The organism is Nocardia sp. NPDC006982 (genome assembly GCF_042869435.1).
GTDB lineage: Bacteria > Actinomycetota > Actinomycetes > Mycobacteriales > Mycobacteriaceae > Nocardia.
Genome location: NZ_JBIAFV010000040.1, coordinates 1 through 21,553, shown reverse-complemented (window position 1 = coordinate 21,553; position 21,553 = coordinate 1). Strand labels below are relative to the sequence as shown.

The window sequence follows — 21,553 nt, the reverse complement described above, 5'->3', positions numbered from 1 at the left end:
CCGCGCCCCCGGGGGGCCGCGCGCCCGCGCCGGCGCCACGCGCGCCTGCGTCGCATGCGCTTCGACGGCTCGGACGCGAGACGGGCCGCGAACTCCTCGCTCGTAAGACTCGCTCCGTGGTGGTTGACGGGGCGGGACGTTCGGCACCTGGTGCACGCCTGCCGGATGCCGTGCCTGCGTCGCATGCGCTTCGACGGCTCGGAGGCGAGACGGGCCGCGAACGGTCGCTCGTAAGACTCGCTTCTCGGTGTTCGGCAGGGTGCATGGGCTCGCCCGCGACGTGCGAGCCCAGGGCAAACCTACTTGTGGCGTCCGTGCAGGATCGGGACCATGCGACGTAGCAGCTTCATGGTGGACTGGGTCCGCGAGTAGCTGAGCAGTGCCATGCCGGGAATCGCGAAGCGCTGCACCGCGATCGAATGCGGCCGGGCGAATTCGCGCAGGCCGGGCTCGCCGTGGATGCGCCCGATTCCGGAATCGCCGACACCGCCGAAGGGCAGCCCCGCGATGGCGGCGAAGGCGAGTACGGAGTTCACCGAGGTCGCGCCGACGCGCAGCCTGCGCGCGATCTCCAGGCCGTTCTTCTTCGAGTAGACCGCCGAGGACAGCCCGTACTTGGACTTGTTCGCCAGCTCGACCGCTTCGTCGACGCCGTCCACCGTGCGAATGGTGACGGTCGGGCCGAAGGTCTCCTCGGCCACTGCCTCGGAGTTCTCGTCCACATCGACCAGCACGACCGGCTCGATGAACGGACCCTTGACCGACTCCGGCCCGCCGAGCACCGCGGTGCCGCCGTTCTTCAGCGCGTCATCGATATGGCGACGCACGATATCGATCTGGCTGGGCATGGTCATCGGACCGTAGGAAGCATCGGCGTCCGAGCCCGGCTTGATGTCCTTCAGAATGCGCTCGACCTCGGCGACGAATTCGTCGCGCACCGAACGGTCCACGTAAACCCGCTCCACACCGGCGCAGGTCTGGCCACTGTTGGCGGTGGCGCCCCAGGCGACCGCATCGGCCGCCGCCTTTACATCCGCATCGCCCGCGACGATCACCGCATCCTTACCGCCGCATTCCAGCAGCACCGGAGTCAGCGATTCGGCGGCCGCGGCCATGATCTTCTTGCCGGTCGCGGTGGAGCCGGTGAACGCGATCTTGTCCACCCCCGCCTGAACCAGCGCTGCGCCGGTCGCGCCGTAACCATTGACCGTCTCGAAGACGCCTTCGGGCAGCTCCGGATTGGCCTTCTTGAACGCGTCGGAGAGGAAATTGCCGATGCCGGTGGAGAATTCGCTCGGCTTGAAGACGACGGTGTTGCCTGCGGCCAGGGCGTAGGCGATGGAGCCGTTCGGGGTGTAGACCGGATAGTTCCACGGACCGATCACGCCGATGACACCGAGCGGACGCTGCTCCAATCGCGCGGAGAAGTTCGCCATCAACGCGCCGGGGGAGATCTTCTTCGGCGACAGCACCTTCTTGGCGTTCTTGGCCGCCCAGGCGATGTGCTCGAGCGCGAGCATCAACTCCAGGAACGCGTCGTCGAGTGGTTTGCCGTTCTCCTGGTGGATGAGCGCGGTGAACTCCGCGGAGTCCGCGACCAACTGGCTCGACCAGCGCAGCAGATGTTTGCGCCGCTCGTCGAAGCTCAGTGCGCCCCAGGTGGCGGCGGCGGTACGGGCCTTGGCGACGGCGGCGCGCACTGCGTCCGCATCCGCGATGGTATGGGTGGCGATGACCTCTCCGGTGGCCGGATCGACCGATGTCAGCGCCGTCTGTGGCGCCGCTGGGGTGGTCTCGATGGTTGTCACGGTTGGTCTCTCCTCTTGCCGAGATAAGTTAACGACCATTCTCTGAGATGATGCTATGCCACAACTCTCACCAGGTCACCCCTCCCGTCAATTCTTCCCGAGTCTGTCGGCGCCGCGTGCAAGTATCGAGATATGTGCGGCAGATATGCGACAACTACCGATCCCGGTCGGCTCGCCGCCGAACTGGACGCCATCGACGAGACGCCGACCGCCGACAACGGCGGTTCCGCCAACTACAACGTGGCACCGACCACCCAGGTGCTGACCGTGGTGGAGCGCCATGAGCACGGCCACCCCGACGACGACCCCAAGTTGCGCGTGCGGCGGATGCGCTGGGGCCTGATCCCGGTCTGGACCAAGGCCGCCGAACCCGGCGTGCCGGTCAAGGGCAAACCGCTGTTCAATGCCCGCGCCGACAAGGCCGCGACCACGCCGTCGTTCCGCGATGCGGTGAAGTATCGCCGCTGTCTGGTTCCGATGGACGGCTGGTACGAGTGGTTGGTCGAACCGGATGCCGGGGCCAAGGGCAAGGTCGCGAAACATCCGTACTTCATGGCGAATGCCGATGGCTCACGGCTGTATATGGCCGGATTGTGGTCGGTGTGGCGGGACCGTTCGCTACAGGAGAGCGAACCGCTGCTGTCGTGCACCATCCTGACCACCGACGCCGTCGGCGAGCTCACCCGCATCCACGATCGGATGCCACTGCCCATGCCACAAGAGAATTGGGCGGCCTGGCTGGATCCGGATCATCCGGCGCCGGCCACACTGCTCGAGACGCCGACCGAGGAATCGGTGGCGGGCATTGTGGCGCGTCCGGTCTCGTCGCTGGTCAACAGTGTTCGCAATAACGGTCCGGAGTTGCTGGCGCCGTTGGACTCTCGGGCCGGTACGGAAAAGGCCGGGCAGATCAGCTTGCTGTGATCGCCCGGCCAGCCGTTCATCGACTCAGAGCTGGCACTTCACGCTGTTCGTCACGATATTCAGCACGCACTTGGCGATACCGCCGCCCAGGTCGATGACTTTGCGAGCCACGCCGCCGCCCAGGTCGATGACCTTGCCTGCGACGCCGCCGCCCAACTTCTCGGCCTTGTCGGCCTTCTCATCCTTCGTCGGGTTGTTGTTCTTCTTCGACCCGTCGTCAACGACATGCTCGTCGAACGGGAAATCGTTGACCTCGATCACCAGGGGGCTGCCAGGTGCGGCGGTGGCCGTGGGCGCTAGCAGCGCGACCGGGCCGTTGGTGAACAGGAGAACTCCGAACAGAGTGACGATCACGGTGCTGCACAATCGCTGGCGCGCGGACATTTCGCATCACATCCTCGAGTCGGACGATCTGGGCCCGTTCAGTAACGCACAAATGTTGCTGACGTGGTGCGGATTTATACGGATGTGACTGGTGCGGTTACTGCATCGGTGAGTCGGACCAGGTCCGCCGGTGCCAATTCGATCTCCAATCCGCGCCGTCCCGCGCTGCAAAACATGCGGTCCCAGGCCAATGCCGAGGCATCGACCACGGTGGGCAGCAGCTTGCGCTGGCCCAGCGGGGAGATGCCGCCGAGTACGTAACCGGTGATTCGCTCGGCCTTCGCCTTATCCGCCATGGCCGCCTTGGGCGCACCGAGCGCCGCGGCAGCCGCCTTGAGCGACAAGGTATTCGGCACCGGTAGCACGGCGACCGCGAGCGCGCCGGTCGACAATTCGATCACCAGCGTTTTGAAGATCTGCGCCGCCGTCACCCCGACCTCGGTGGCGAGTGCGTCGACCGCCTCGGTGCCGTAGGAGTCGGCACGCGGATCGTGCTTGTACGCGTGCACGCGGTGGGCCACACCGGCCTTGGCCAGGGTGCGGATCGCCGGGGTGGAGGCTCCTGCCATGCCGGTCACCCTAATGGCGGTCCGCAACGCGTTTTTCGGTGCGGGCAGTTCGCTATGGGAACACAGTCGAGCGCGGACATGTTGCATGCGATACGGAAGCCGCTCGGCGGTTGTACGACGTGAAGGAGAGGTCGGTGCCGGTTCTGCTCGAAGAACGCCCCGTGACGTCGCAGGTGTCCGATTCGCGGCGCTCCCGGCGCCTTACGTGGTTACGCTCCGTTACCACCTCCGGGCGCGTCGAGAGTGCCGCAGGGGACTCTCAGTTCTCACTCGATCTGGTCACGCCTGTAGATTTGGCAGGTACGGCGATCGAAGGGATTGGTGTGACGAGCGACGATGACGGGGTGACCGACGGTGCGGTCGGCGCCACGGTCGACGATACCGAGCTGGTGCAGCGATTCGAGCGCGATGCGCTCCCGCTGCTCGACCAGCTCTACGGTGCCGCGCTGCGCATGACCCGGAATCCGGCCGATGCCGAGGATTTGGTGCAGGAGACCTACGTCAAGGCGTTCCAGGGCTTCAAATCCTTCAAGGAGGGCACCAATCTGCGTGCCTGGCTCTACCGGATCCTGACCAACACCTACATCAACTCCTACCGCAAGAAGCAGCGCCAGCCCGCGCAGTATCCGACCGACGAGATCACCGACTGGCAGCTCGCCGCCACCGCCGAGCACACTTCGACCGGGCTGCGTTCGGCCGAGGTGGAGGCCCTGGACGCGCTGCCGGACGACGACATCAAGGCCGCGCTGCAGGAGCTGCCGGAGGAATTCCGGATGGCGGTGTACTACGCGGATGTCGAGGGTTTCCCATATAAGGAAATCGCCGACATCATGGGCACCCCCATCGGTACGGTGATGTCCCGGCTGCATCGCGGCCGCAAGCAGCTCAAAGGATTGCTCGCCGATGTGGCGCGCGAGCGTGGATTCAACCGCAACGGCGCGGAACGCCAGGAGGTCAAGCAGTGAGTACGGAGCGTGACCCCGATATGGAGTTGGACTGCACGGCTGTGCTCGCCGACGTCTGGCTCATGCTCGACGGTGAATGTGACGATGCCACCCGGGCCCGGCTGCAGCATCACATGGATCACTGCTCACCGTGCATCGAGGCCTACGGCATCGAGGAGAAGGTCAAGAGCCTGCTGAGCCGCAAGTGCGGCGGCGATCGGGCGCCGGATTCACTGCGCGATCGGCTGAGCCTGGAAATCCGCCGATCCGTCACGGTCACGCGGGTCGAGACCACCGAGTAGTTCCGGAAACAGAAAAAACACCGAGTGCCTACGGAAGATCATGGCCCTCGGTGTTTTTCGTCTGTTACGGCTCAGGCGTTGGGACGCTTGCCGTGGTTGGCCGCGCTTCCCTTGCGGCTGCGCTTCTTACGACCACGCTTACCCATAGGTAGTCTCCCTTCTGATTGAAGGCCATTGTTTCATGTGTGGTTGGCTGTAGCTTCAGCGGATACGGGCGAACGAGTGGATGAGGTGTCATGGCGGAGGAAGTGCTCTCGGAGCTGGTGTCGGTCGTGCAGCAGGTTGTCGTTGCCGAGGGTGACGAGGTGCACGAGGGCGACACCCTGGTGATACTCGAGTCGATGAAAATGGAGATCCCGGTGCTCGCCGAGAGCGGTGGCACGGTGACCTCGATCGGCGTCAAAGAGGGCGATGCGATCAAGGCCGGGCACCTGATCGCCGTCATCTCTTAACTTCTGAAGCGGGTAGATCGAAAATGGCGACACTGAGTGAGCTGCTGGCCGAACACACCGACCTACCTGGCGTCGCCGTGGACCATCTGCAGCGGGTGGTCGGCGATTGGCAGCTGCTCGCCGATCTGTCCTTCGCGGATCTGCTGCTGTGGGTCGGTGCGGGACCGATCGCCGACGGCGCCGATATCGTCTGCGTCGCACAGTGTCGCCCCACGACCGCGCCCACCGTCCATCCGGAGGATCGGGTCGGCGGAACCGCATTGCATTCCGATCATCCGCAGGTATTCGACGCGTTGATGACCGGCAAGATCGTGCGCGCGGACAGCGATGTCGAGGCCGAGGGCGTCTATCATCCGCATCCGGTGCACGCCATCCGCGAGGCCATTCCGGTGCGCTGCGGCGACGATGTCATCGCGGTGCTCAGCCGCGATACCGATCTGCAGCGCTCGCGCGTGCGCAGCACGCTGGAGATCGCCTATGTCGCCTGCGCCGACGATCTGTGCCAGATGATCGCCGACGGCACCTTCCCGACCACCGAGGACCGCGCCGCGACGCACTCCAGTCCGCGTGCGGGCGACGGCTTCATCCGGCTCGATACCGAGGGCATCGTCGTCTACGCCAGCCCGAACGCGCTGTCGGCGTATCACCGGATGGGGCTGCAGGCGGATCTGGCCGGTCAGGATCTGGCCGTCACCACCCGGTCGCTGATCACCGATCCGTTCGACGCTCAGGAGGTCGTCGGTGATATCCAGGCCGCCCTGGCTGGACGTACCGGGCGTCGCATGGAGGTCGAGGCGCGCGGCGCCACCGTCCTGCTGCGCACCCTGGTGCTGCGCCCGCACGGGGAACTGGCCGGGGCCGCGGTGCTGGTCCGCGACGTCACCGAGGTCAAGCGCCGCGACCGCGCGCTGCTCAGCAAGGACGCGACCATCCGTGAGATCCACCACCGGGTGAAGAACAATCTGCAGACCGTCGCCGCGCTGCTGCGGTTGCAGGCGCGCCGCACCGAGAACGAGGAGGCGCAGGTCGCGCTGACCGAATCGGTGCGCCGGGTCACCTCGATCGCCTCGGTGCACGAGATGCTGTCGATGTCGGTGGATGAAGAGGTCGATCTCGATGAAGTCGTGGACCGGCTGCTGCCGATCATGGCCGATGTCGCGACCGTGCACACCGCGAGAATCAAAGTGCGCCGGGCGGGTTCGCTCGGCGTGTTCTCCGCCGAACGTGCCACCCCGCTGGTGATGGTGCTCACCGAACTGGTGCAGAACGCCATCGAGCACGCCTTCGATTCCGGCGAAAACGGCACGGTGACAATCCGTTCCGAGCGTTCGGCGCGCTGGCTGGACGTGATCATCAGCGATGACGGCCGCGGCCTGCCGCCGGGTTTCAGCCTGGAATCCTCCGACCGCCTGGGCCTGCAGATCGTGCGCACTCTGGTCACTGCCGAACTCGGCGGCTCCATCGGTTTACACCCAGGTGCCGATATCGGCACCGACGCTGTGCTGCGAGTCCCATTGGGCCGCCGCTCCGGACGCTGAGTCGAATTCGCCTGGCAAGCAATAAGACTCAGCTTCTATGCATAGCTGACCACAACGGAGCGAGTCTTACGAGCGAACACGCGGCGCCGCGGGCGCCGCAATTAGACACAGGCACAAAATAGCCCGGCACCTGAGTGCCGGGCTTGACTGCGTTACCGGGCCGGGCTGAGGGGTCCGGTAACGCTGGTCGTCCTACTAGACGACGGTGCGGGTGCGCGTGCGGGCGTTGCGACGCTTGAGCGCCCGACGCTCGTCCTCGCTCATACCGCCCCACACGCCGGCATCCTGCCCGGACTTCAGGGCCCAGGACAGGCAGTCAGCGGTAACGGGGCAGCGAGCGCAGACCAGCTTGGCATCGGCAATCTGCGCGAGCGCCGGACCACTGTTACCCACCGGGAAGAACAGCTCGGGGTCCTCATCGCGACAGATGGCCTTGTGGCGCCAGTCCATTCCTCTGCTCCTTTGCTGGGCGCCGCAAAGGGCGCCTACGGTTTGTGGATCGTTCACTTGTGCGACTCGAATGTTTCCGCACGGTTGCTTGTGAATGCTTTCACGAACACCGTAGATGTCAATAGGTATCCGGTGCACCGTGGGGAAGCTCACGCTCTCAAGGAACCCCTTGGGGAACCTGCCCGGTCCTTTGTACTCGCTCTACCCGGTTTTCGCAGCACAACACCGAGTTTTTTCGCGCGTTTCGTGCTCATTTCGGGCGGGGAGCGACGACCTCGAGCACGTCGGGCACGGCTGTGAAATCCACCATGTTGCGTTTTCCGATAAAGTCGCCATCGATTTGCAGGCCGATCGGTTCGCTGGCCTCGATGTGCACGGACGGCACATCGTCCTCGCGAAATAGGTTGCGGGACTTGGGATTTCCGTTGGCCGCGAGAAGCTGCCTGGCGAGCAGCAGGGTGGAGACCACCGACATCGACCGCACGGCAAACACGCCGAGACCGGTTTCGAAGGCCGTGCCCGGGTTGGTGTGCACCGGGGTGGCGTTCAGGTAGGTCCACGGACTGGCGTTCGTTACGAAGGCGTAATGGACCTCACTGATGGGGTCGAATCCTGGGATCTCGATCCGGACGCTGGGCTCCTTGCGCTTCGACTTGAAAAACTGTCGGACAGTGGTGCGAACGTAGCGACCGGGGGTGGCGGCATGGCCGTTGGCGCGGCTGTTGTCGATCGCTTCACAGACATCGGCGTCGAGGCCGACACCCGCGCTGAAGCCGAACCAGCGGTCATCGGCGAGGCCGAGCCCGATCTTGCGGTCGTGGTCGAGGGTGAGCAGATCGATGAGCTGGTTGGTTGCGGTCACCGGATCCGGGGAGATGCCGAGGGCGCGCGCGAACACATTCGCCGAGCCGCCCGGAATCACGCCGAGGCGCGGCAGCCAGGCCTGTCCGTCGTCGACCTGGGGCAGCGGCAGATAGCCGTTGATGGTCTCGTTGACCGTCCCATCGCCGCCGTGCACGACGATCAGGTCCATCTCGTTGGTTGCTGCCCACTGCGCCAATTCCGCCGCGTGGCCGCGGTGCTGGGTATGCGCGACGGTCAGCTGAGTCCGGCTCTCCAACGCGTGCGCCAGCAGGTCCCGCGTCGCCGGCGTAGTCGAGGTGGCATTCGGATTCACGATCAGCAACGTCCGCACCTTCGGCAGCCTAATCGGCGCACGGCCCGGTCCGAAAAGCCGCCGAGTGCGTTCTAGGCTTGGCCACGTGGCGGACAGCGGCAAAGACGAGGTTTCGGCGGGTGTGCCCGCGACGGTGCGCGGTGCGGGCGGATTGGTCGCGCTGGAGGGGGCGGTGGCCGTGGTCGTGGCGATCGTGCTGATCGTGCGTGGCCTGCTCGGACACGATCAGAGCGCCGCGAGCGGATACGGCACTGCCGCGTGGTTCGGGATTCTCGGCGGCGCGGTACTCGCGGCCGGGATCGGACTTTTTCTGGGGCACCGATGGGGGCGTGCCATCGCCGTGATCGCACAGGTGCTGCTGCTTCCGGTGACCTGGTCGCTGCTGACCGATTCGCATCAGCCGCTGCTCGGCGCGCTGCTCGGCCTGGTCGTGGTGGGCGCGCTGGTGTTCTTGTTCGCGCCCGCGTCGAATCGCTGGATGGCCGAGGTGTACGGGATCGAACCGGAATCGAAGTAGCCGGGATCAGGCGGTGGCGGCGCACAGTGCCTGACGGCACAGGTGATCGGCCCGGCGGGTTGTTTCCGGCTGACGGTAGTGCGGGGTCAGCGCGAGCACCTGGGTGCATGCGGTGTCCAGGTCGATGAGATGACCGACCGAGACGAAGACCGGTTTGACGCCGCGCCGCGTACGTAGCGCGCGCCCGACGACTTCGCCGTCCATCGCGATATCACTGACTGCGCCGCGCTCCGGACCGGGCTCGGCGTATTCGCCCCACGGTGTCTTGGCTACGCCGATCGTCGGTGTGCCCGTGAGGATTCCGACGTGGCAGGCCAAGCCGAAGCGGCGCGGATGTGCGAGTCCCTGGCCGTCGCAGATCAGCAGATCCGGTGTGGTACCCAGCTTTTCGAGTGCGGTGAGGGTTATCGGCAGTTCGCGGAAGGACAGCAGGCCCGGCACGTAAGGGAAGGTGACCGAGCCGTGCGCTACCGCAGTTTCGACGGGATCCAGTGTGGCACTGTTCAATACGACGGCAGCCGCGGCGGCGATCGCGGTTTCGTCGTCGTAGGCGGAGTCGAGTCCGGCGACGGTGCGGAATTGCGGTGGATGCGGGTCGGTCGTAATCACCAATGGCCGTAACGCATCCTGGATCGCCATGGCCTCGTCCGCGGTGGTCGGCCAATCGGTCGGTGCGGTAACCCTCACTCGTTCACCAGGCTTCGGCGGCGAGCTTCTCGATGGCCGCGCCGGTGAGCCGGTAGCCGACCCATTCGTCCTGCGGTTTGGCGTCGATGGATTTGTAGAACTCGATGGCCGGCGTATTCCAGGTCAGCACGGCCCAGTCGACCCGGCTGTAGCCCTTGGCGGCGGCCTCCTCGGCGAGGGCGGCCAGCAGCGCCTTGCCGTAGCCCTTGCCGCGGGTCTCCGGTTTGACGTACAGGTCCTCCAGGTAGATGCCGTGTACGCCGGTCCAGGTGGAGTAGTTCAGGAACCAGATCGCGCAGCCGACCACACCGGTTTCGTCTTCGACGACATGGGCGAAAACCGCGGGCGACGGCCCGAACAGTGCGGTGTCGAGTTGCTCGGCGGTGAGCGTGCACTCCGCGCGGGACTTCTCGTACTCGGCGAGATCCTCGACCAGCCCAACCATGGCGGGTACGTCGGCGGGGGTGGCGCGGCGGATCTGGCCGATGCGGGTCATAGTGCGGCTCCATGATTTGCGGGAACTAGGTTGTGCGCCAGGATGGTTCGGTCGTCGTGTTCGTAACCGAGCACGGTGATCGCGGCGGTCGACATGGCGAAGCGCCGCCCCTCCCGGATATCGAGTTCGGCCCAGCGGGCAATCAGCGCCCGGGAGAAATGACCGTGGCCGACCAGCACGATATCCCGGTCCGGCAGTGCGGGTTCGACCGATGCCAGCACCCGATCGGCGCGCGCGCTGACCTGTGCGGCAGTCTCGCCACCCGGGACAACTCCGGTCCAGATGGTCCAGCCGGGATCGTGCGCACGGATCTCCACGGAGGTCTGCCCCTCGTAGTCGCCGTAATCCCATTCGGCCAGATCGTCGTCGACGACGATCTCGGTCAGCCCCGCGAGCGCCGCCGTGCGGAGAGCGCGTTGACGCGGGCTGGTGAGCACCAGCGGGTCGCGCAGCTTCAGCTCGCCGAGCAGCCCGCCCGCGGCGCGAGCCTGCTCCTCACCGCGCTCGGTGAGCGGCAGATCGGTGCGGCCGGTGTGGCGCCGCTGGCTGGACCAGGTGGTTTCGCCGTGTCGGAGCAGGACCAGTCGGGCGTCGTCGCGTGCGGACATGGCTAGTCCGCCGCCCCGAATCTTTTGCCGGTCGTCGGTGCCTCGATAGTCATTTGCCGGGCCGGCAGTAGGTGCCGCCGGGTTTTTGGGCGTTCCCGATGAGTTACCCATGTTCCTACTAAATCAGTAATCACGAGCCCAGTGCGAACATCTCGGCTCCACGTCTTTCCAGCACGGTTGTGCCGAGGACGGCGAGCGAGATGGGCGAGCCGTCGTAGCCGGGGCGGGCAACCGGAATGCGCGACACCTCGGTGCCCGAAGTGGGATCGAGGACCGCGATGGCGCCATCGACCGGCACGAGTAGTCGGCCGGCCATGAAGACGGGACTGCCGAGTGCGCCGGGGGCGGCCCAGATCGGATCGAAAGTGCCGGCGTTCAAGGCGATCAGGCTGTTGCCGGTGAATACCAGGAACAGCGAGCTGATCCGAGTGGTTGTCGTCTTATCGCTCAGCGGTGCGGAAAGTTGGTGCACCACAAGCGCATTCCCGGTGCCGTCGAAGACCTCAAGCCGCGGCGAAATCGCCTCGGCGGTCGCGGTCGCGGGCGTACCCGGCAGGTAGAGCACGATTCGGTTGTCGGACACCGCGATTACACGCCCGTCGGGAGAGTCCGCACCGGATCCGTTGAGCACATGCGAGCCGTACTCCTCGGGCACCGTATTGTCCTTCGGCGCCGGATTGAGCACGCTCAGCCGGTTGGACGGATCTTCGGGGCAGCGTTCGAGGACGGCGAGCCGGGTGGAGCTCGAACTCGACGAGATCAACTTGCAGCCCTTGCGCGGTTGGGTTTTCACGTTCACGGGTGCGTCGACGTAACCGTATTCGAGGGTGCGCACCAGATCCGAGCGCCACATCTCCAGCCGCCGCGGGCCCTGGGCCAGCACATAGGTGCCGTCGACCGATAGCTGCACGGTCGGATCCATATAGCTGCTGCGCGCGGTCCGGCGGGAACCGTCCTCACCGGCCAGCAGCGTGGCCTGGCTGCAGCCGCGCTGATCCTTGTACACCGCGATCACCGTGCCGAACTGCGACTCCACACCGCACAGGGGTAGGTCGCGCCGGTAGTGCCACACTTGCGCACCGGTACGCGGATCGTGTCCGGTGACCGTGCCATCCGCGCCTGTCACGACCGTGCCCGCGGCAACCAGCGCCCGGTTCGCCGCGGGGTCCGGCGCATGCCACAGCTCGCGCAGGCTCGTCGGAACCTGATCGGCGGCCGCGGGAGTGGAAACCGGATGTTCCGCCGTCACCGATTCGGTGCCCCTGGCATCACTGCGCGCCCACACCACCGCCGCCGCGATCACCACGACCACGGCGATCGCGACTGCGGAGATGATGTCGGCGCGCGTTCGCCGCTCGGGTGCGAGCACGTTTGCGAGACTACAACGTGTCGCCCGGGGGATGCGATCGGTCTCACTGCGGGCATCCGCCGACCGATGCCGGCCGCCGATCCGTTCAAAGGCGCTTACCTGCCGATATTTCCGTGTTCGACGCTCGCCTGCGACAGTGCATCGGCGACGCACTCGCATCTGCGCTCGGGCCGCTGAGACGCTACAGGCGCGCCTGTCCATGACAGACGCGCCTGCGTATCGACGACCCGTTGTCGCTCATCTGCGACTGTGTATCGCCCGATGCATCCGCGGCCGGCGGCTGACGGTCAGGCGCGCCTGTCCATGACAGACGCGCCTGCGTATCGGCTACGCCGAGGCGGTGACCGTTTCGGGAGCGGTTTCCGCGGCCGATTCGCCAGCGGGCTTGCGCCGACGGCGTCGACGGCGCGCGGGCTGTTCGGTGGTTTCGGCGTCATCGGCATCGCTGTCCGAGTCCGCCTCGGTGGTCACGTCCGCGTTGTCATTCGGCTCGGTGCCGTTCTCGGTGCCGTCTTCGGTGGCACCGGCGGACCTGCGGCGGCGACGACGGCGACGCGCGGGCTTATCCGCCGTCTCGTCGTCGGTCGCCTCGTCGAGCGAGGCTGCGGCGGTATCGGTTTCGGCTTCGTCGGTTTCGGTGCCGTTGGTTTCGCCGTCGATCGGCTGACCCGCGCGGGTGCGGCGACGATTGCGCTTGCGCGGTGTGCGGGCGGGGCGCTCGACAACCTCGGCTTCCTCGTCGTGGACCGGCTTCGGCTTGCGGATGGTGCCGGTGACACCCTCTGGAATGCCGAGGTCGGAGAATAGATGCGGGGACCGCGAATACGTTTCGACCGGGTCCGGGATGCCGAGACCGAGGGCCGTGTCGATGGCCGCCCAGCGGTTCAGTTCGTCCCAGTCGATCAGCGTCACGGCGACACCGGTGCGGCCGGCCCGGCCGGTGCGCCCGATCCGGTGCACGTAGGTCTTCTCGTCCTCCGGGCACTGGTAGTTGATGACGTGGGTGACATCGTCGATATCGATGCCGCGCGCCGCGACATCGGTCGCGACCAGCACATTGATGGCGCCCTTGCGGAACTTGCTGAGCGCCTTCTCCCGAGCGATCTGCCCGAGGTCACCGTGTACCGCGCCGACGGCGAAACCGCGGTCGGCCAGATCGTCGGCGACCTTTTGCGCGGTGCGCTTGGTCCGGGTGAAGATCATGGTCGCGCCCCGGCTCTCGGCCTGCAGCACCTTGGCGACCAGTTCGCTCTTGTCCAATGCGTGCGCACGGTAGACGAACTGCGCGGTCAGATCGTGCACGGCGGAATCGTGCGGTTCCTCGGCGCGGATATGCGTCGGCCTGGTCAGGAAGGTCCGGGCCAGGGTGATGATCGGGCCCGGCATGGTGGCCGAGAAGAGCATGGTCTGACGCTGCGTCGGAACCATGCCGAGAATGCGTTCGATATCGGGTAGGAAGCCCAGGTCCAGCATTTCGTCGGCCTCGTCCAGTACGAGCACGCCTATCTTGCCGAGGATCAGATGGCCCTGATCGGCCAGATCCATGAGTCGGCCGGGCGTACCGACGACGACGTCCACACCGGAGCGCAGCGCGGCGATCTGGGACTCGTACGGGCGGCCGCCGTAGATCGAGAGCACGCGCAGCTGGCCCTGGTGGTTCTTCAGGTACTTGCTCGCGTTCTCCAGATCCTTGGTGACCTGGATGCAGAGTTCACGCGTCGGCACGATGATCAGTGCCCGCGGGGTGCCGTCGAGCGGGGTGGTCCCGGTGTCGGCGGTGGCGATCCGGTGCAGCAGCGGCACACCGAATCCGAAGGTCTTACCCATACCCGTGCGGGCCTGACCGATCAGATCTTCACCGGCGAGTGCCAGTGGCAGGGTCAGTTCCTGAATTGCGAATGTGCGTTCGATTCCGATCTCGCCGAGTGCTCGCACGATTTCATCGCGAACCCCCAATTCGGCGAATGTCGGAGCGGTGTGGGTTTCGTCCAGTTCGGCGGTCAGTAGCGTATCCGCCAGACCAGGTTCCTGTTCGACAGTGATCTTGCTCAGGTTCGTGCCTTTCCTCGTTATCGCGTCACGCGCGCACGAGGTGTGGGGCGGACCGGCCGGCCCGCGACAACCACATATCCGCCTGTGATACTCACCTCGGCCACTGCCATGATGTCTGCGGGAGCTCGTCGTTTCGACGGCTGACCTCGGAAGACATCGGCGCGGCGCAAGGGTGATGCGGATCTGGTGCGCGCACATATTCTCGGACTTCGAAAACCTCGTCGGCGACACTCGGGCGACCGTACGATCCGTCGACTCGACGGACGAAAATTTCCGTTGTCCGCAGAGATTGTAGCGTGATATTGTGCACGGCTCGAATTCGACGTAACAGTCGGTGGCGGTAATTCCGGACAAAATGCGCGGTTTCCTTGCATCGACCGTCGACGTACGCTGCGCCACATGGCAATTCATCTGGCGCGTCGAATCTGGCACACTCTTGAACCCATCCACGATGTCGTGTATTTCGGCGCGGACGTCAAGCAGGCCGGAGTTGCGCTCGGACTGCGCGGATTCCGGCAGACCTACTTCGCGTTCCGGGCCGCGCCACTCGGGGCGGTGGGCGCGGGTGCGGTACTGGCGACCTTCGCCGGATTCCATGCGGACATGGTGGCCAAGGCGGTGCCGGATGCCTGGGCACGTGCGACGCCGGAGGCATGTCTGCAGGCCCGGCTCGCCTTTTCGGTCGGATTGTTGCGCGGGGCCGGAGCGGGTGACGCCGATTGCGCCCGTGCCGCTGAATTGCTCGAACCGGTGGCGCGCACGGCCGATCCGACCGGCCGCCCGCTGTATGCGGCGAATGCGGAATTGCCGCTGTCGGCCGATCCGGTGGCCGCGCTGTGGCAGCTCACGACCACGCTGCGCGAACATCGCGGCGACGGACATGTGGCGGCCCTGGTCGCCCACGGTCTGTCCGGGTCGCAGGCGCTGGTGCTGCAGGTGGCGGCCGGTAAGTCGCCCGAATCGGTGATGCGGCCCGCGCGCGGCTGGTCGGAGCGGGAATGGTCCGATATCGCCGACGAGTTGCGTGCCAGGGGTTTGATCGTGGGGGAGCCGATCAGTCCGGAGTTGACCGGTTCCGGCGCCGAATTGCTCGAACGAGTGGAGGCCGACACCGACGAGGCCGCCTGGAACGGCGCACTGGCGGCGCTGTCGCAAGACGCCATCGCCGAGCTGACCTACTTGCTCGAACCGTTGGCGAAGCGTGTTCAGGAGAGCGTGGTGCCGCCGCTCAATCCGATCGGCATGACGCGGGGTTGAGCGGTGCACGATTGCCCACAAATCGGAGTTGCCTGTTACCGCCGGTAACGGGATGTGAGACATTCTTGAGGTGAGTTTCACCGACACCGTCACCATCGCGGCGCGCAATGCCTGGGCGCTGACCTTCGGCCGGGGCGTCGAGGCGCCCGATCCCGCCCCGTCGACGGTGCTGTGGGACGAACCGCATCGGCTGCTGCGTCGCTTCGAGGGTACCGGATCCGCCGCTGCCGCAACGGATTCGGCGGTGCTGCTGGTGCCGCCGCTGGCCGCACCCGCGAGCTGCTTCGATCTGCGTCCGGATCAGAGCCTGGCCCGATTCCTGCTGGAGACGGGCCGGGCGCCCTACGTCGTCGACTACGGCGAGATCAGCTTCGCCGACCGGCGGATGGGCTTCGAGACCTGGATCGACGAGATCCTGCCCGAGTCGATCCTGCGCACCTCCGCCGATCGCGACGGCCGTCCGGTCGATCTGGTCGGCTGGTCCATCGGGGGCACCCTCGCACTGCTGACCGCGGCGGCCCACCCCGAACTGCCGATCCGCTCCATCACGGCGGTCGGCTCGCCGCTGGACTACGACAAGATGACCGGCATTCCGCAGGTGCGCGCGGTGGCCAAGCTGACCGGCGGCATCGCCACCTCGACGGCGGTGCGTGCGGCGGGCGGCATTCCGGCCACGCTGACCAGAATCGCCTACAAGGTGACCGCATGGGACCGCGAACTCACCCGTCCATGGTTCGTCGCGAGCAATATCGCGCGCACCGAAACCCTGGCCAAGATGGAGTCCATCGACCGATTCATGTCCGAGATGCCCGGCTATCCCGGCCGCTTCTACGGCCAGCTGTGGGGCCGCCTGATCTTGAACAACGACATCGGCCGCGGTGTCGTGAAACTCGGCAAGCGTCGCATCGAATTGGTCGACGTGACCGCCCCGGTACTGCTGGTCGGTGGACCCGCCGATGTCATCACCCCCGCCGCCGCGGTGGCCGCCGGACAGCGCATCCTCACCGGCGCGCAGTCCGTTCGCTACGAAACCGCACCCGGTAGCCACCTCGGCATCCTCACCGGAGAAACCGCGCGCGACACCACGTGGACCTATCTCGACAAGTTCCTGTCCGAGCTGTCCTGAACAACGCGACGCTCCCGATGTTCGTCGGGATGACGGCGACATGTAACGGGATGACGGTGTCACGTAACAGACCGGGACTAGGCTGTGTCGACATGGGAGCACAGTCACCTGCAGCGGTAGGGGTTTCGTTGTCCGGCTCGTTCATTTCCGCCGACGAAACGGGCGTGATCGACCTGTTCGCGGTGCTCGCCTACGGTGAGATCTCCGCGTTCTACCGGCTGGCCGAGGAGGCCAAGCTGTCGCCGACGCTGCGTGGCAAGGTTGCCGTCGCGAAGATGGCCGCCGCCGAGATGCGGCACTTCGAAACCCTGGAGTCCGCGCTGGCCGAGCGCGGTGTGGATATCTTCGACGCGATGGCGCCGTTCGTGCGCGCCCTGGACGCCTACCACGACTCCACCGATCCCTCGACCTGGCTCGAGTCGATGGTGAAGTTCTACGTTGGTGATGGCATCGCCGCCGACTTCTACACCGAGATCGCCGGCGCCCTGTCTCCCGAGGTCGCCGCCGTGGTCCGGGATGTGCTCGCCGAGACCAGCCACTCCGAATTCGTGGTGGAGGAGGTGCGCCGCGCGGTCGCGACGAGCCGCTCCGAGCGCGACCGGCTGACGCTGTGGGGTCGGCGGCTGCTCGGTGAGGCGATCACCCAGGCGCAGTACGTCATGGCTCAGCGCGATGAACTCACCGAACTGGTGCTCGCCGCGACCGGTGACCTCAACGGCATTGCCGCGCTGTTCGAGCGCATGCAGGCCAGCCACGCCGAACGCATGGCCGTCCTGGGAATCTGATTACTCGTTGACCGCGCGGACCAGTCGCAGGCCGGGCGATTGCGCCTGCGCCTGGTCGGTGAGCCAGACGACGATGCACTGGTCCTTATCGGCGTTCAGTGCCTCGAACGGGATATCGATATGGCCGTACTCCGGGTGATCGAACCGCATCGTGCCCGAGACCAGGTCGTCGATATGTTGTGGCTGCCAACGGCTTTCGAACTCCGGATAGGCGAGCAGCGCGTCGATCAGCTCGAGTAGGCGATTCTCGCCCGGCCAGCGGATCGTCGCGCCGCGCAGTGCGGCCGAGAAGATATCGGCCACCTCGTCCCAGTTCCGCAGCATCTGCTTGGCGCGCGAATGCGCGAAGGTGAACCAGGCCAGATTCACGACCTCTGGATTGTCGAGCAGCCCAACGGGTTTCGCGATGTCCTCCCAGGCCGGATTCCAGCCGAGCACATTGAGCCGCCGCCCGATCACGAAGGCCGGGGTGGGATGCAGTGCGCGCAGAATGGTCTCGATCGCGGGCGTCGGCTGCTCTTCGACGGCTTCGGTGGTGGGACAGCGGGATTTGTTGGTCGAAGTGACGGCGAGCCAACCGAAGTGGTGACGGTCCTTACCCTCGATCAGCAGCGCCTGCGCGAGCGCATCGATGACCGCGGGCGACGGATTGGTATCGCGGCCCTGCTCGAGCCGGGCCAGATAGTCGGCGCTCACCCCGGCGCGCACCGCGACCTCTTCGCGGCGCAGTCCCGGGGTACGGCGGCGACCGCCCCCGGGAAGTCCCACATCCGTCGGCCGCAACTGGGCGCGGCGCGCGATGAGGTATTCCGCGAAGGGATTGGGTGCCATACGTTTCATCGTGCCCCGTCCTGGGATGGTTATCCGCGCCCTGACGGGTCCAGGATAACGGCGGTCTGGCTAACGGACCACGGTCCGGTCATGGTCTATGGCATGACATCTTCCGCTGAATCCACCACCGCCGCCACGCTCACCCCAGGTTCCTGGGCCCTGGACGCGATGCATTCTCAGGTCGAGTTCACCATCCGCCACCTCGGCATCTCCAAGGTCCGCGGCCGCTTCAACAAGTTCGAGACCGAGTTCGTCGTCGACGACAACGGTTTCGCCACCCTCGGCGCCACCATCTACCTCGACTCCTTCGACACCGGCAACGCCGATCGCGACAACCACGTCCGCACCGCCGACTTCCTCGATGTCGCCAACCGCCCCACCCTGAGCTTCCGTGCCGTCGAGCCGGTCCAGATCGCCGAATCGTTCGAGGTCGAGGGCGAGGCCACGCTCGGCGGGATCACCAAGCCGGTCACCCTCGATGTCGAGTGGGGCGGCGTCCAGGTATTCGCCGGAACCGGCGACCGGCATGCGGGCTTCTCCGCGAGCGGCACCATCAAGCGCACCGACTTCGGCGTCGGCGGCCCGCTGCCCGGCATGCTCAGCGATACCGTCAAGGTCGAGCTGGAAATCCAGCTCATCGAGCCCAAGTAGCATTTTTCGCTCTGAGCGCAGACGGGCGTGCTACCGGCTTCGGGGTGCTGCATTAGCCTTGATTTCGACAGCACACAGGACTCTAGGTTCGGAGGTTGGCCGTGGAGGTCAAGATCGGTATTTCGGATAGCCCGCGCGAACTCGTCATCAACAGCGGGCAGACCCCGGACGAGGTCGAGGCGCTGGTGTCCGGTGCGCTGAGCGGCGAGGGCGGCGTCGTCGCACTCACCGACGAGAAGGGCCGCAAGTTCCTGATCCAGGCCTCGAAGGTCGCCTACGTCGAGATCGGCGCCGCCACCGGCGGTCGCGTCGGCTTCGCGGCGGTCTGAGCCGAACCGCCACGCAACAGACGAGAGCCCCCGCACTCGGGTGAGTGCGGGGGCTCTGCTGCCTCGATGCTCGATCAGTGGATCGGATGCAGCGGCACGTGCGACAGACCGCCCCATGCCAGCGCGACGGTGGTGTCGACTGCCTCTTCCTTCGGAATCGGCCGATCCGCCTCGAGCCAGTACCGTGCGGTGAACTGGCTGGTGCCGACCAGTCCGACCGCGAGGATCCTGGCCCGGTAGGGGTCCAGACCGGAATCGTGGGCGACCAGGTCGAAGACCGCGTCCACGCAGGCCTCGGTGGCCTGCTCGACCCGGCGCTGCACCTGTGGCTCGCTGATCAGATCGGATTCGAAAACCAGTCGGAAGCCCTGCATTTCGTTGTCGACGAAATCGAAGTAGGCCTGTACCGCGGCGCGCACGCGCTGCCGGTTGTCGGTGGTCGAACGCAGCGCCTGGCGCACACTCGACACCAGCATGTCGACGTAGTTCTGCAGCACCGCCAAGTAGAGCTCGAGCTTGCTGGCGAAGTGCTGATAGAGCACCGGCTTGCTCACTCCTGCGCACTGCGAGATCTCGTCCATACCCGCGGCGTGGTAGCCGCGCTGGACGAACACCTCACTGGCAGCCGCGAGTAGCTGTTGACGACGCTCGTCGCGCGGAAGCCGGGTACCGCGCTTGGTCGGCGCCATGGCATCGGAGGACGTTTTGCGGGACGTCATCCGGTCCACGAGGTCAGTCATTTTTCGGCTCTCCCAGTCGATGCCCCGGCAAATTGGGGTGTACACCGGGTATCCCATGAACGATACCCGTTTGTATCTCGTCTGCCGATCGGGGCCGCAGATGCAGTCCACTCGGTGAGATATATCGCACCGCTAGCGACTGCTTGCAGGTCGCTCGAAATGGTCGGCATCAGGCGTGGAGAACTGCTCGGGTGGGGGTATTGCGCCCTGTGAGACGCTGGTTGACGTGACCGACCGACCGGAAAGACCCTCCGGCGCCGGACGCAGTGCGTATCGCCGGGCTGGCTCCACCGCGTCCGGTTCCGTAGTCTCGGGCTCTGTGGAAAGGCCAGGCCCCGAGGTGCGTACGGGGGCAGCCACCCGAAACGGTGTCGCTGCCCGGGACGGCGCCGAGGGTGAGATCGAATGGAGATCCGGTTCGCCGCCGAAGGATGAGAATGGCGTCGAGGTCTATGACCCGCTCGGCTTACGCGAACCAATGGTCGACCGTTCCTATCAACCGCTGCGGGCCCGCTGGGATCCCACCGCACCCGACGAGAGTCGTTCCCGCGCACCGAGACCCGAGCGCGATACCAAGAAACAGAGCGCGGTCGGTCGTTTCATCCGGACCTATGGTTGGCGTGCTTACGCACTTCCCGTACTTTTCGTGGTGACCGTGCTGGTGATCGTGGACGCGGTGCGCGGGGGCACGGATCCGGCGAATATGCCAGGTGGGGCACCGGGATTCGGACGATTGAGCCCGCGTGCGGCATCCGCGGGAATCATCGGCGCACCGCCCGGCGACGGCCACTTCCCGACGAATCTGCCGACCGGAGCGCTGCCCGACGGCGGACCGTTCACCGAAACCGGTACGGGCACATGGCGTGTGGTGCCGGGGACCACCGCGCAGGTGGGCACCGGATCGGAGTTCCAGTTCAAATACACCGTCGAAATCGAGGACGGCGTGGACACTTCCGGATTCGGCGGGGACGAATCCGTGGCCAAATTGGTCGACAGCACCCTTGGCAATCCCAAGAGTTGGGCGCACGACACCAAATTCGCCTTCCGGCGCATCGATCACGGCGAACCGGACTTCCGCATTTCGCTCGCTTCCCGCGAATCCTCGCGCAAGGCCTGCGGTTTCGACATTCCGATCGACTCCTCCTGCTTCAATGCCGATCTGCGGCGAGTGGTGCTTTCGGAGGTGCGCTGGGTGCGCGGTGCGCTGGCCTTCGAGGGCGATATCGGTTCCTATCGGCAGTACCAGGTCAACCATGAGGTCGGCCATGCCATCGGTTACCACCAGCATCAGCCGTGCGAGACCGACGGCGGGCTCGCGCCGGTGATGATGCAGCAGACCTTCGGCACCAAGAACAACGACATCGCCGCCCTCGATCCCGACGGTGTGGTCCCCATGGACGGTAAGCGCTGCCGCTTCAATCCCTGGCCCTATCCCCGCGGCTGAGTTATTGGCCGCGCCTGCGGCGCGGCGTGTTCGCGGCCCCCTGGTGTCTCGCGTCCGAGCCGTCGAGACTCGCGACTTCGTCGCATGCGCTTCGACGGCTCGGACGCGAGACG

General features: G+C 66.0%; 26 protein-coding genes. 13 read left to right on the top strand and 13 right to left on the bottom strand.

Annotated elements, in window-relative coordinates:
• A partial coding sequence (locus tag ACFYOW_RS47885) for a hypothetical protein (protein ID WP_387298585.1) occupies positions 1–234 on the top strand: 234 nt, incomplete at its 5' end.
• Positions 235–299: 65 nt separating this feature from the next.
• On the opposite strand, the gene ACFYOW_RS47880 is transcribed toward ACFYOW_RS47885, so the two are convergent.
• Entirely contained in the window at positions 300–1,847 is a 1,548-nt protein-coding gene (locus ACFYOW_RS47880) for an aldehyde dehydrogenase family protein (protein ID WP_387298583.1), read from the bottom strand.
• A gap of 93 nt (positions 1,848–1,940) precedes the next feature.
• Here ACFYOW_RS47880 and ACFYOW_RS47875 point away from each other — a divergent pair, with 93 nt between their 5' ends.
• Positions 1,941–2,732: an SOS response-associated peptidase gene (locus ACFYOW_RS47875; RefSeq protein ID WP_387298581.1), complete on the top strand. Its 792-nt coding sequence runs from the start codon at positions 1,941–1,943 to the stop codon at positions 2,730–2,732.
• 24 nt (positions 2,733–2,756) lie between these two features.
• Here the strand turns inward: ACFYOW_RS47875 and ACFYOW_RS47870 are convergent, their stop codons facing one another.
• Together ACFYOW_RS47870 and ybaK are read right to left on the bottom strand one after the other, a co-directional pair.
• Positions 2,757–3,116 (bottom strand): hypothetical protein, encoded by a 360-nt coding sequence (locus tag ACFYOW_RS47870; protein WP_387298579.1) that lies wholly within the window; start codon positions 3,114–3,116, stop codon positions 2,757–2,759.
• 74 nt (positions 3,117–3,190) lie between these two features.
• Complete coding sequence (ybaK, locus tag ACFYOW_RS47865) at positions 3,191–3,685, bottom strand: Cys-tRNA(Pro) deacylase (RefSeq protein WP_387298577.1); 495 nt, start codon at positions 3,683–3,685, stop codon at positions 3,191–3,193.
• A gap of 323 nt (positions 3,686–4,008) precedes the next feature.
• Between ybaK and ACFYOW_RS47860 the strand changes: the two genes are divergently transcribed.
• Both ACFYOW_RS47860 and rsrA read left to right on the top strand, forming a co-directional pair.
• Positions 4,009–4,650: a sigma-70 family RNA polymerase sigma factor gene (locus ACFYOW_RS47860; protein WP_387298575.1), complete on the top strand. Its 642-nt coding sequence runs from the start codon at positions 4,009–4,011 to the stop codon at positions 4,648–4,650.
• A 20-nt stretch (positions 4,651–4,670) separates the two neighbouring features.
• Positions 4,671–4,931 (top strand): mycothiol system anti-sigma-R factor, encoded by a 261-nt coding sequence (rsrA, locus tag ACFYOW_RS47855; RefSeq protein WP_040694865.1) that lies wholly within the window; start codon positions 4,671–4,673, stop codon positions 4,929–4,931.
• A 71-nt stretch (positions 4,932–5,002) separates the two neighbouring features.
• Here rsrA and ACFYOW_RS47850 read toward each other — a convergent pair whose 3' ends face one another.
• Positions 5,003–5,077 (bottom strand): 50S ribosomal protein bL37, encoded by a 75-nt coding sequence (locus tag ACFYOW_RS47850; protein WP_095887907.1) that lies wholly within the window; start codon positions 5,075–5,077, stop codon positions 5,003–5,005.
• Positions 5,078–5,167: 90 nt separating this feature from the next.
• Here ACFYOW_RS47850 and ACFYOW_RS47845 point away from each other — a divergent pair, with 90 nt between their 5' ends.
• Together ACFYOW_RS47845 and ACFYOW_RS47840 are read left to right on the top strand one after the other, a co-directional pair.
• A complete protein-coding gene (locus ACFYOW_RS47845) occupies positions 5,168–5,383 on the top strand; it encodes a biotin/lipoyl-binding carrier protein (protein ID WP_040694864.1) in 216 nt (71 codons plus the stop codon).
• Between the two features lie 23 nt (positions 5,384–5,406).
• The gene (locus ACFYOW_RS47840) at positions 5,407–6,921 is read left to right on the top strand and encodes a sensor histidine kinase (RefSeq protein WP_387298573.1); all 1,515 of its coding nucleotides are present in this window, start codon (positions 5,407–5,409) and stop codon (positions 6,919–6,921) included.
• A gap of 195 nt (positions 6,922–7,116) precedes the next feature.
• Here the strand turns inward: ACFYOW_RS47840 and ACFYOW_RS47835 are convergent, their stop codons facing one another.
• Together ACFYOW_RS47835 and ACFYOW_RS47830 are read right to left on the bottom strand one after the other, a co-directional pair.
• Positions 7,117–7,371 carry a WhiB family transcriptional regulator gene (locus ACFYOW_RS47835; RefSeq protein ID WP_011211115.1) on the bottom strand — a complete coding sequence of 85 codons (255 nt, stop codon included), beginning with the start codon at positions 7,369–7,371 and terminating at the stop codon, positions 7,117–7,119.
• 250 nt (positions 7,372–7,621) lie between these two features.
• Complete coding sequence (locus ACFYOW_RS47830) at positions 7,622–8,566, bottom strand: diacylglycerol kinase family protein (protein WP_364482367.1); 945 nt, start codon at positions 8,564–8,566, stop codon at positions 7,622–7,624.
• A gap of 67 nt (positions 8,567–8,633) precedes the next feature.
• Between ACFYOW_RS47830 and ACFYOW_RS47825 the strand changes: the two genes are divergently transcribed.
• Entirely contained in the window at positions 8,634–9,065 is a 432-nt protein-coding gene (locus ACFYOW_RS47825) for a hypothetical protein (protein WP_387298571.1), read from the top strand.
• A 6-nt stretch (positions 9,066–9,071) separates the two neighbouring features.
• Here ACFYOW_RS47825 and nfi read toward each other — a convergent pair whose 3' ends face one another.
• The 5 genes from nfi to ACFYOW_RS47800 all read right to left on the bottom strand — a co-directional run bounded on the left by nfi (position 9,072) and on the right by ACFYOW_RS47800 (position 14,298).
• Positions 9,072–9,752 carry a deoxyribonuclease V gene (gene nfi / locus ACFYOW_RS47820; RefSeq protein ID WP_387298569.1) on the bottom strand — a complete coding sequence of 227 codons (681 nt, stop codon included), beginning with the start codon at positions 9,750–9,752 and terminating at the stop codon, positions 9,072–9,074.
• A 4-nt stretch (positions 9,753–9,756) separates the two neighbouring features.
• Positions 9,757–10,248 carry a GNAT family N-acetyltransferase gene (locus ACFYOW_RS47815; RefSeq protein ID WP_387298567.1) on the bottom strand — a complete coding sequence of 164 codons (492 nt, stop codon included), beginning with the start codon at positions 10,246–10,248 and terminating at the stop codon, positions 9,757–9,759.
• Complete coding sequence (locus ACFYOW_RS47810) at positions 10,245–10,856, bottom strand: acid phosphatase (RefSeq protein WP_387298565.1); 612 nt, start codon at positions 10,854–10,856, stop codon at positions 10,245–10,247. The genes ACFYOW_RS47815 and ACFYOW_RS47810 overlap by 4 nt, the downstream gene beginning before the upstream one ends.
• Positions 10,857–10,986: 130 nt before the next feature.
• A complete protein-coding gene (locus ACFYOW_RS47805) occupies positions 10,987–12,225 on the bottom strand; it encodes a hypothetical protein (RefSeq protein ID WP_387298563.1) in 1,239 nt (412 codons plus the stop codon).
• A gap of 327 nt (positions 12,226–12,552) precedes the next feature.
• Positions 12,553–14,298: a DEAD/DEAH box helicase gene (locus ACFYOW_RS47800; RefSeq protein WP_387298587.1), complete on the bottom strand. Its 1,746-nt coding sequence runs from the start codon at positions 14,296–14,298 to the stop codon at positions 12,553–12,555.
• Positions 14,299–14,676: 378 nt separating this feature from the next.
• On the opposite strand from ACFYOW_RS47800, the gene ACFYOW_RS47795 reads away from it, so the two are divergent.
• The 3 genes from ACFYOW_RS47795 (at position 14,677) to ACFYOW_RS47785 (ending at position 17,445) form a co-directional block, all read left to right on the top strand.
• On the top strand, positions 14,677–15,534 hold the full coding sequence (locus ACFYOW_RS47795; RefSeq protein ID WP_387298562.1) for a hypothetical protein: 858 nt from the start codon (positions 14,677–14,679) through the stop codon (positions 15,532–15,534).
• 70 nt (positions 15,535–15,604) lie between these two features.
• Entirely contained in the window at positions 15,605–16,660 is a 1,056-nt protein-coding gene (locus ACFYOW_RS47790) for an alpha/beta fold hydrolase (RefSeq protein WP_387298560.1), read from the top strand.
• Positions 16,661–16,752: 92 nt separating this feature from the next.
• Positions 16,753–17,445 carry a ferritin-like fold-containing protein gene (locus ACFYOW_RS47785; RefSeq protein WP_387298558.1) on the top strand — a complete coding sequence of 231 codons (693 nt, stop codon included), beginning with the start codon at positions 16,753–16,755 and terminating at the stop codon, positions 17,443–17,445.
• Here the strand turns inward: ACFYOW_RS47785 and ACFYOW_RS47780 are convergent, their stop codons facing one another.
• A complete protein-coding gene (locus ACFYOW_RS47780; protein WP_387298556.1) occupies positions 17,446–18,276 on the bottom strand; it encodes a helix-turn-helix transcriptional regulator in 831 nt (276 codons plus the stop codon).
• Between the two features lie 102 nt (positions 18,277–18,378).
• On the opposite strand from ACFYOW_RS47780, the gene ACFYOW_RS47775 reads away from it, so the two are divergent.
• Together ACFYOW_RS47775 and ACFYOW_RS47770 are read left to right on the top strand one after the other, a co-directional pair.
• Positions 18,379–18,927 (top strand): YceI family protein, encoded by a 549-nt coding sequence (locus ACFYOW_RS47775; RefSeq protein WP_387298554.1) that lies wholly within the window; start codon positions 18,379–18,381, stop codon positions 18,925–18,927.
• Between the two features lie 101 nt (positions 18,928–19,028).
• Complete coding sequence (locus ACFYOW_RS47770) at positions 19,029–19,256, top strand: DUF3107 domain-containing protein (protein WP_062984284.1); 228 nt, start codon at positions 19,029–19,031, stop codon at positions 19,254–19,256.
• A 74-nt stretch (positions 19,257–19,330) separates the two neighbouring features.
• Here the strand turns inward: ACFYOW_RS47770 and ACFYOW_RS47765 are convergent, their stop codons facing one another.
• Positions 19,331–19,996 carry a TetR/AcrR family transcriptional regulator gene (locus ACFYOW_RS47765; RefSeq protein WP_063041158.1) on the bottom strand — a complete coding sequence of 222 codons (666 nt, stop codon included), beginning with the start codon at positions 19,994–19,996 and terminating at the stop codon, positions 19,331–19,333.
• Between the two features lie 319 nt (positions 19,997–20,315).
• On the opposite strand from ACFYOW_RS47765, the gene ACFYOW_RS47760 reads away from it, so the two are divergent.
• Positions 20,316–21,440, top strand: a complete 1,125-nt coding sequence (locus tag ACFYOW_RS47760) for a DUF3152 domain-containing protein (protein ID WP_387298551.1) — start codon at positions 20,316–20,318, stop codon at positions 21,438–21,440.
• Positions 21,441–21,553 lie beyond the last annotated feature (113 nt).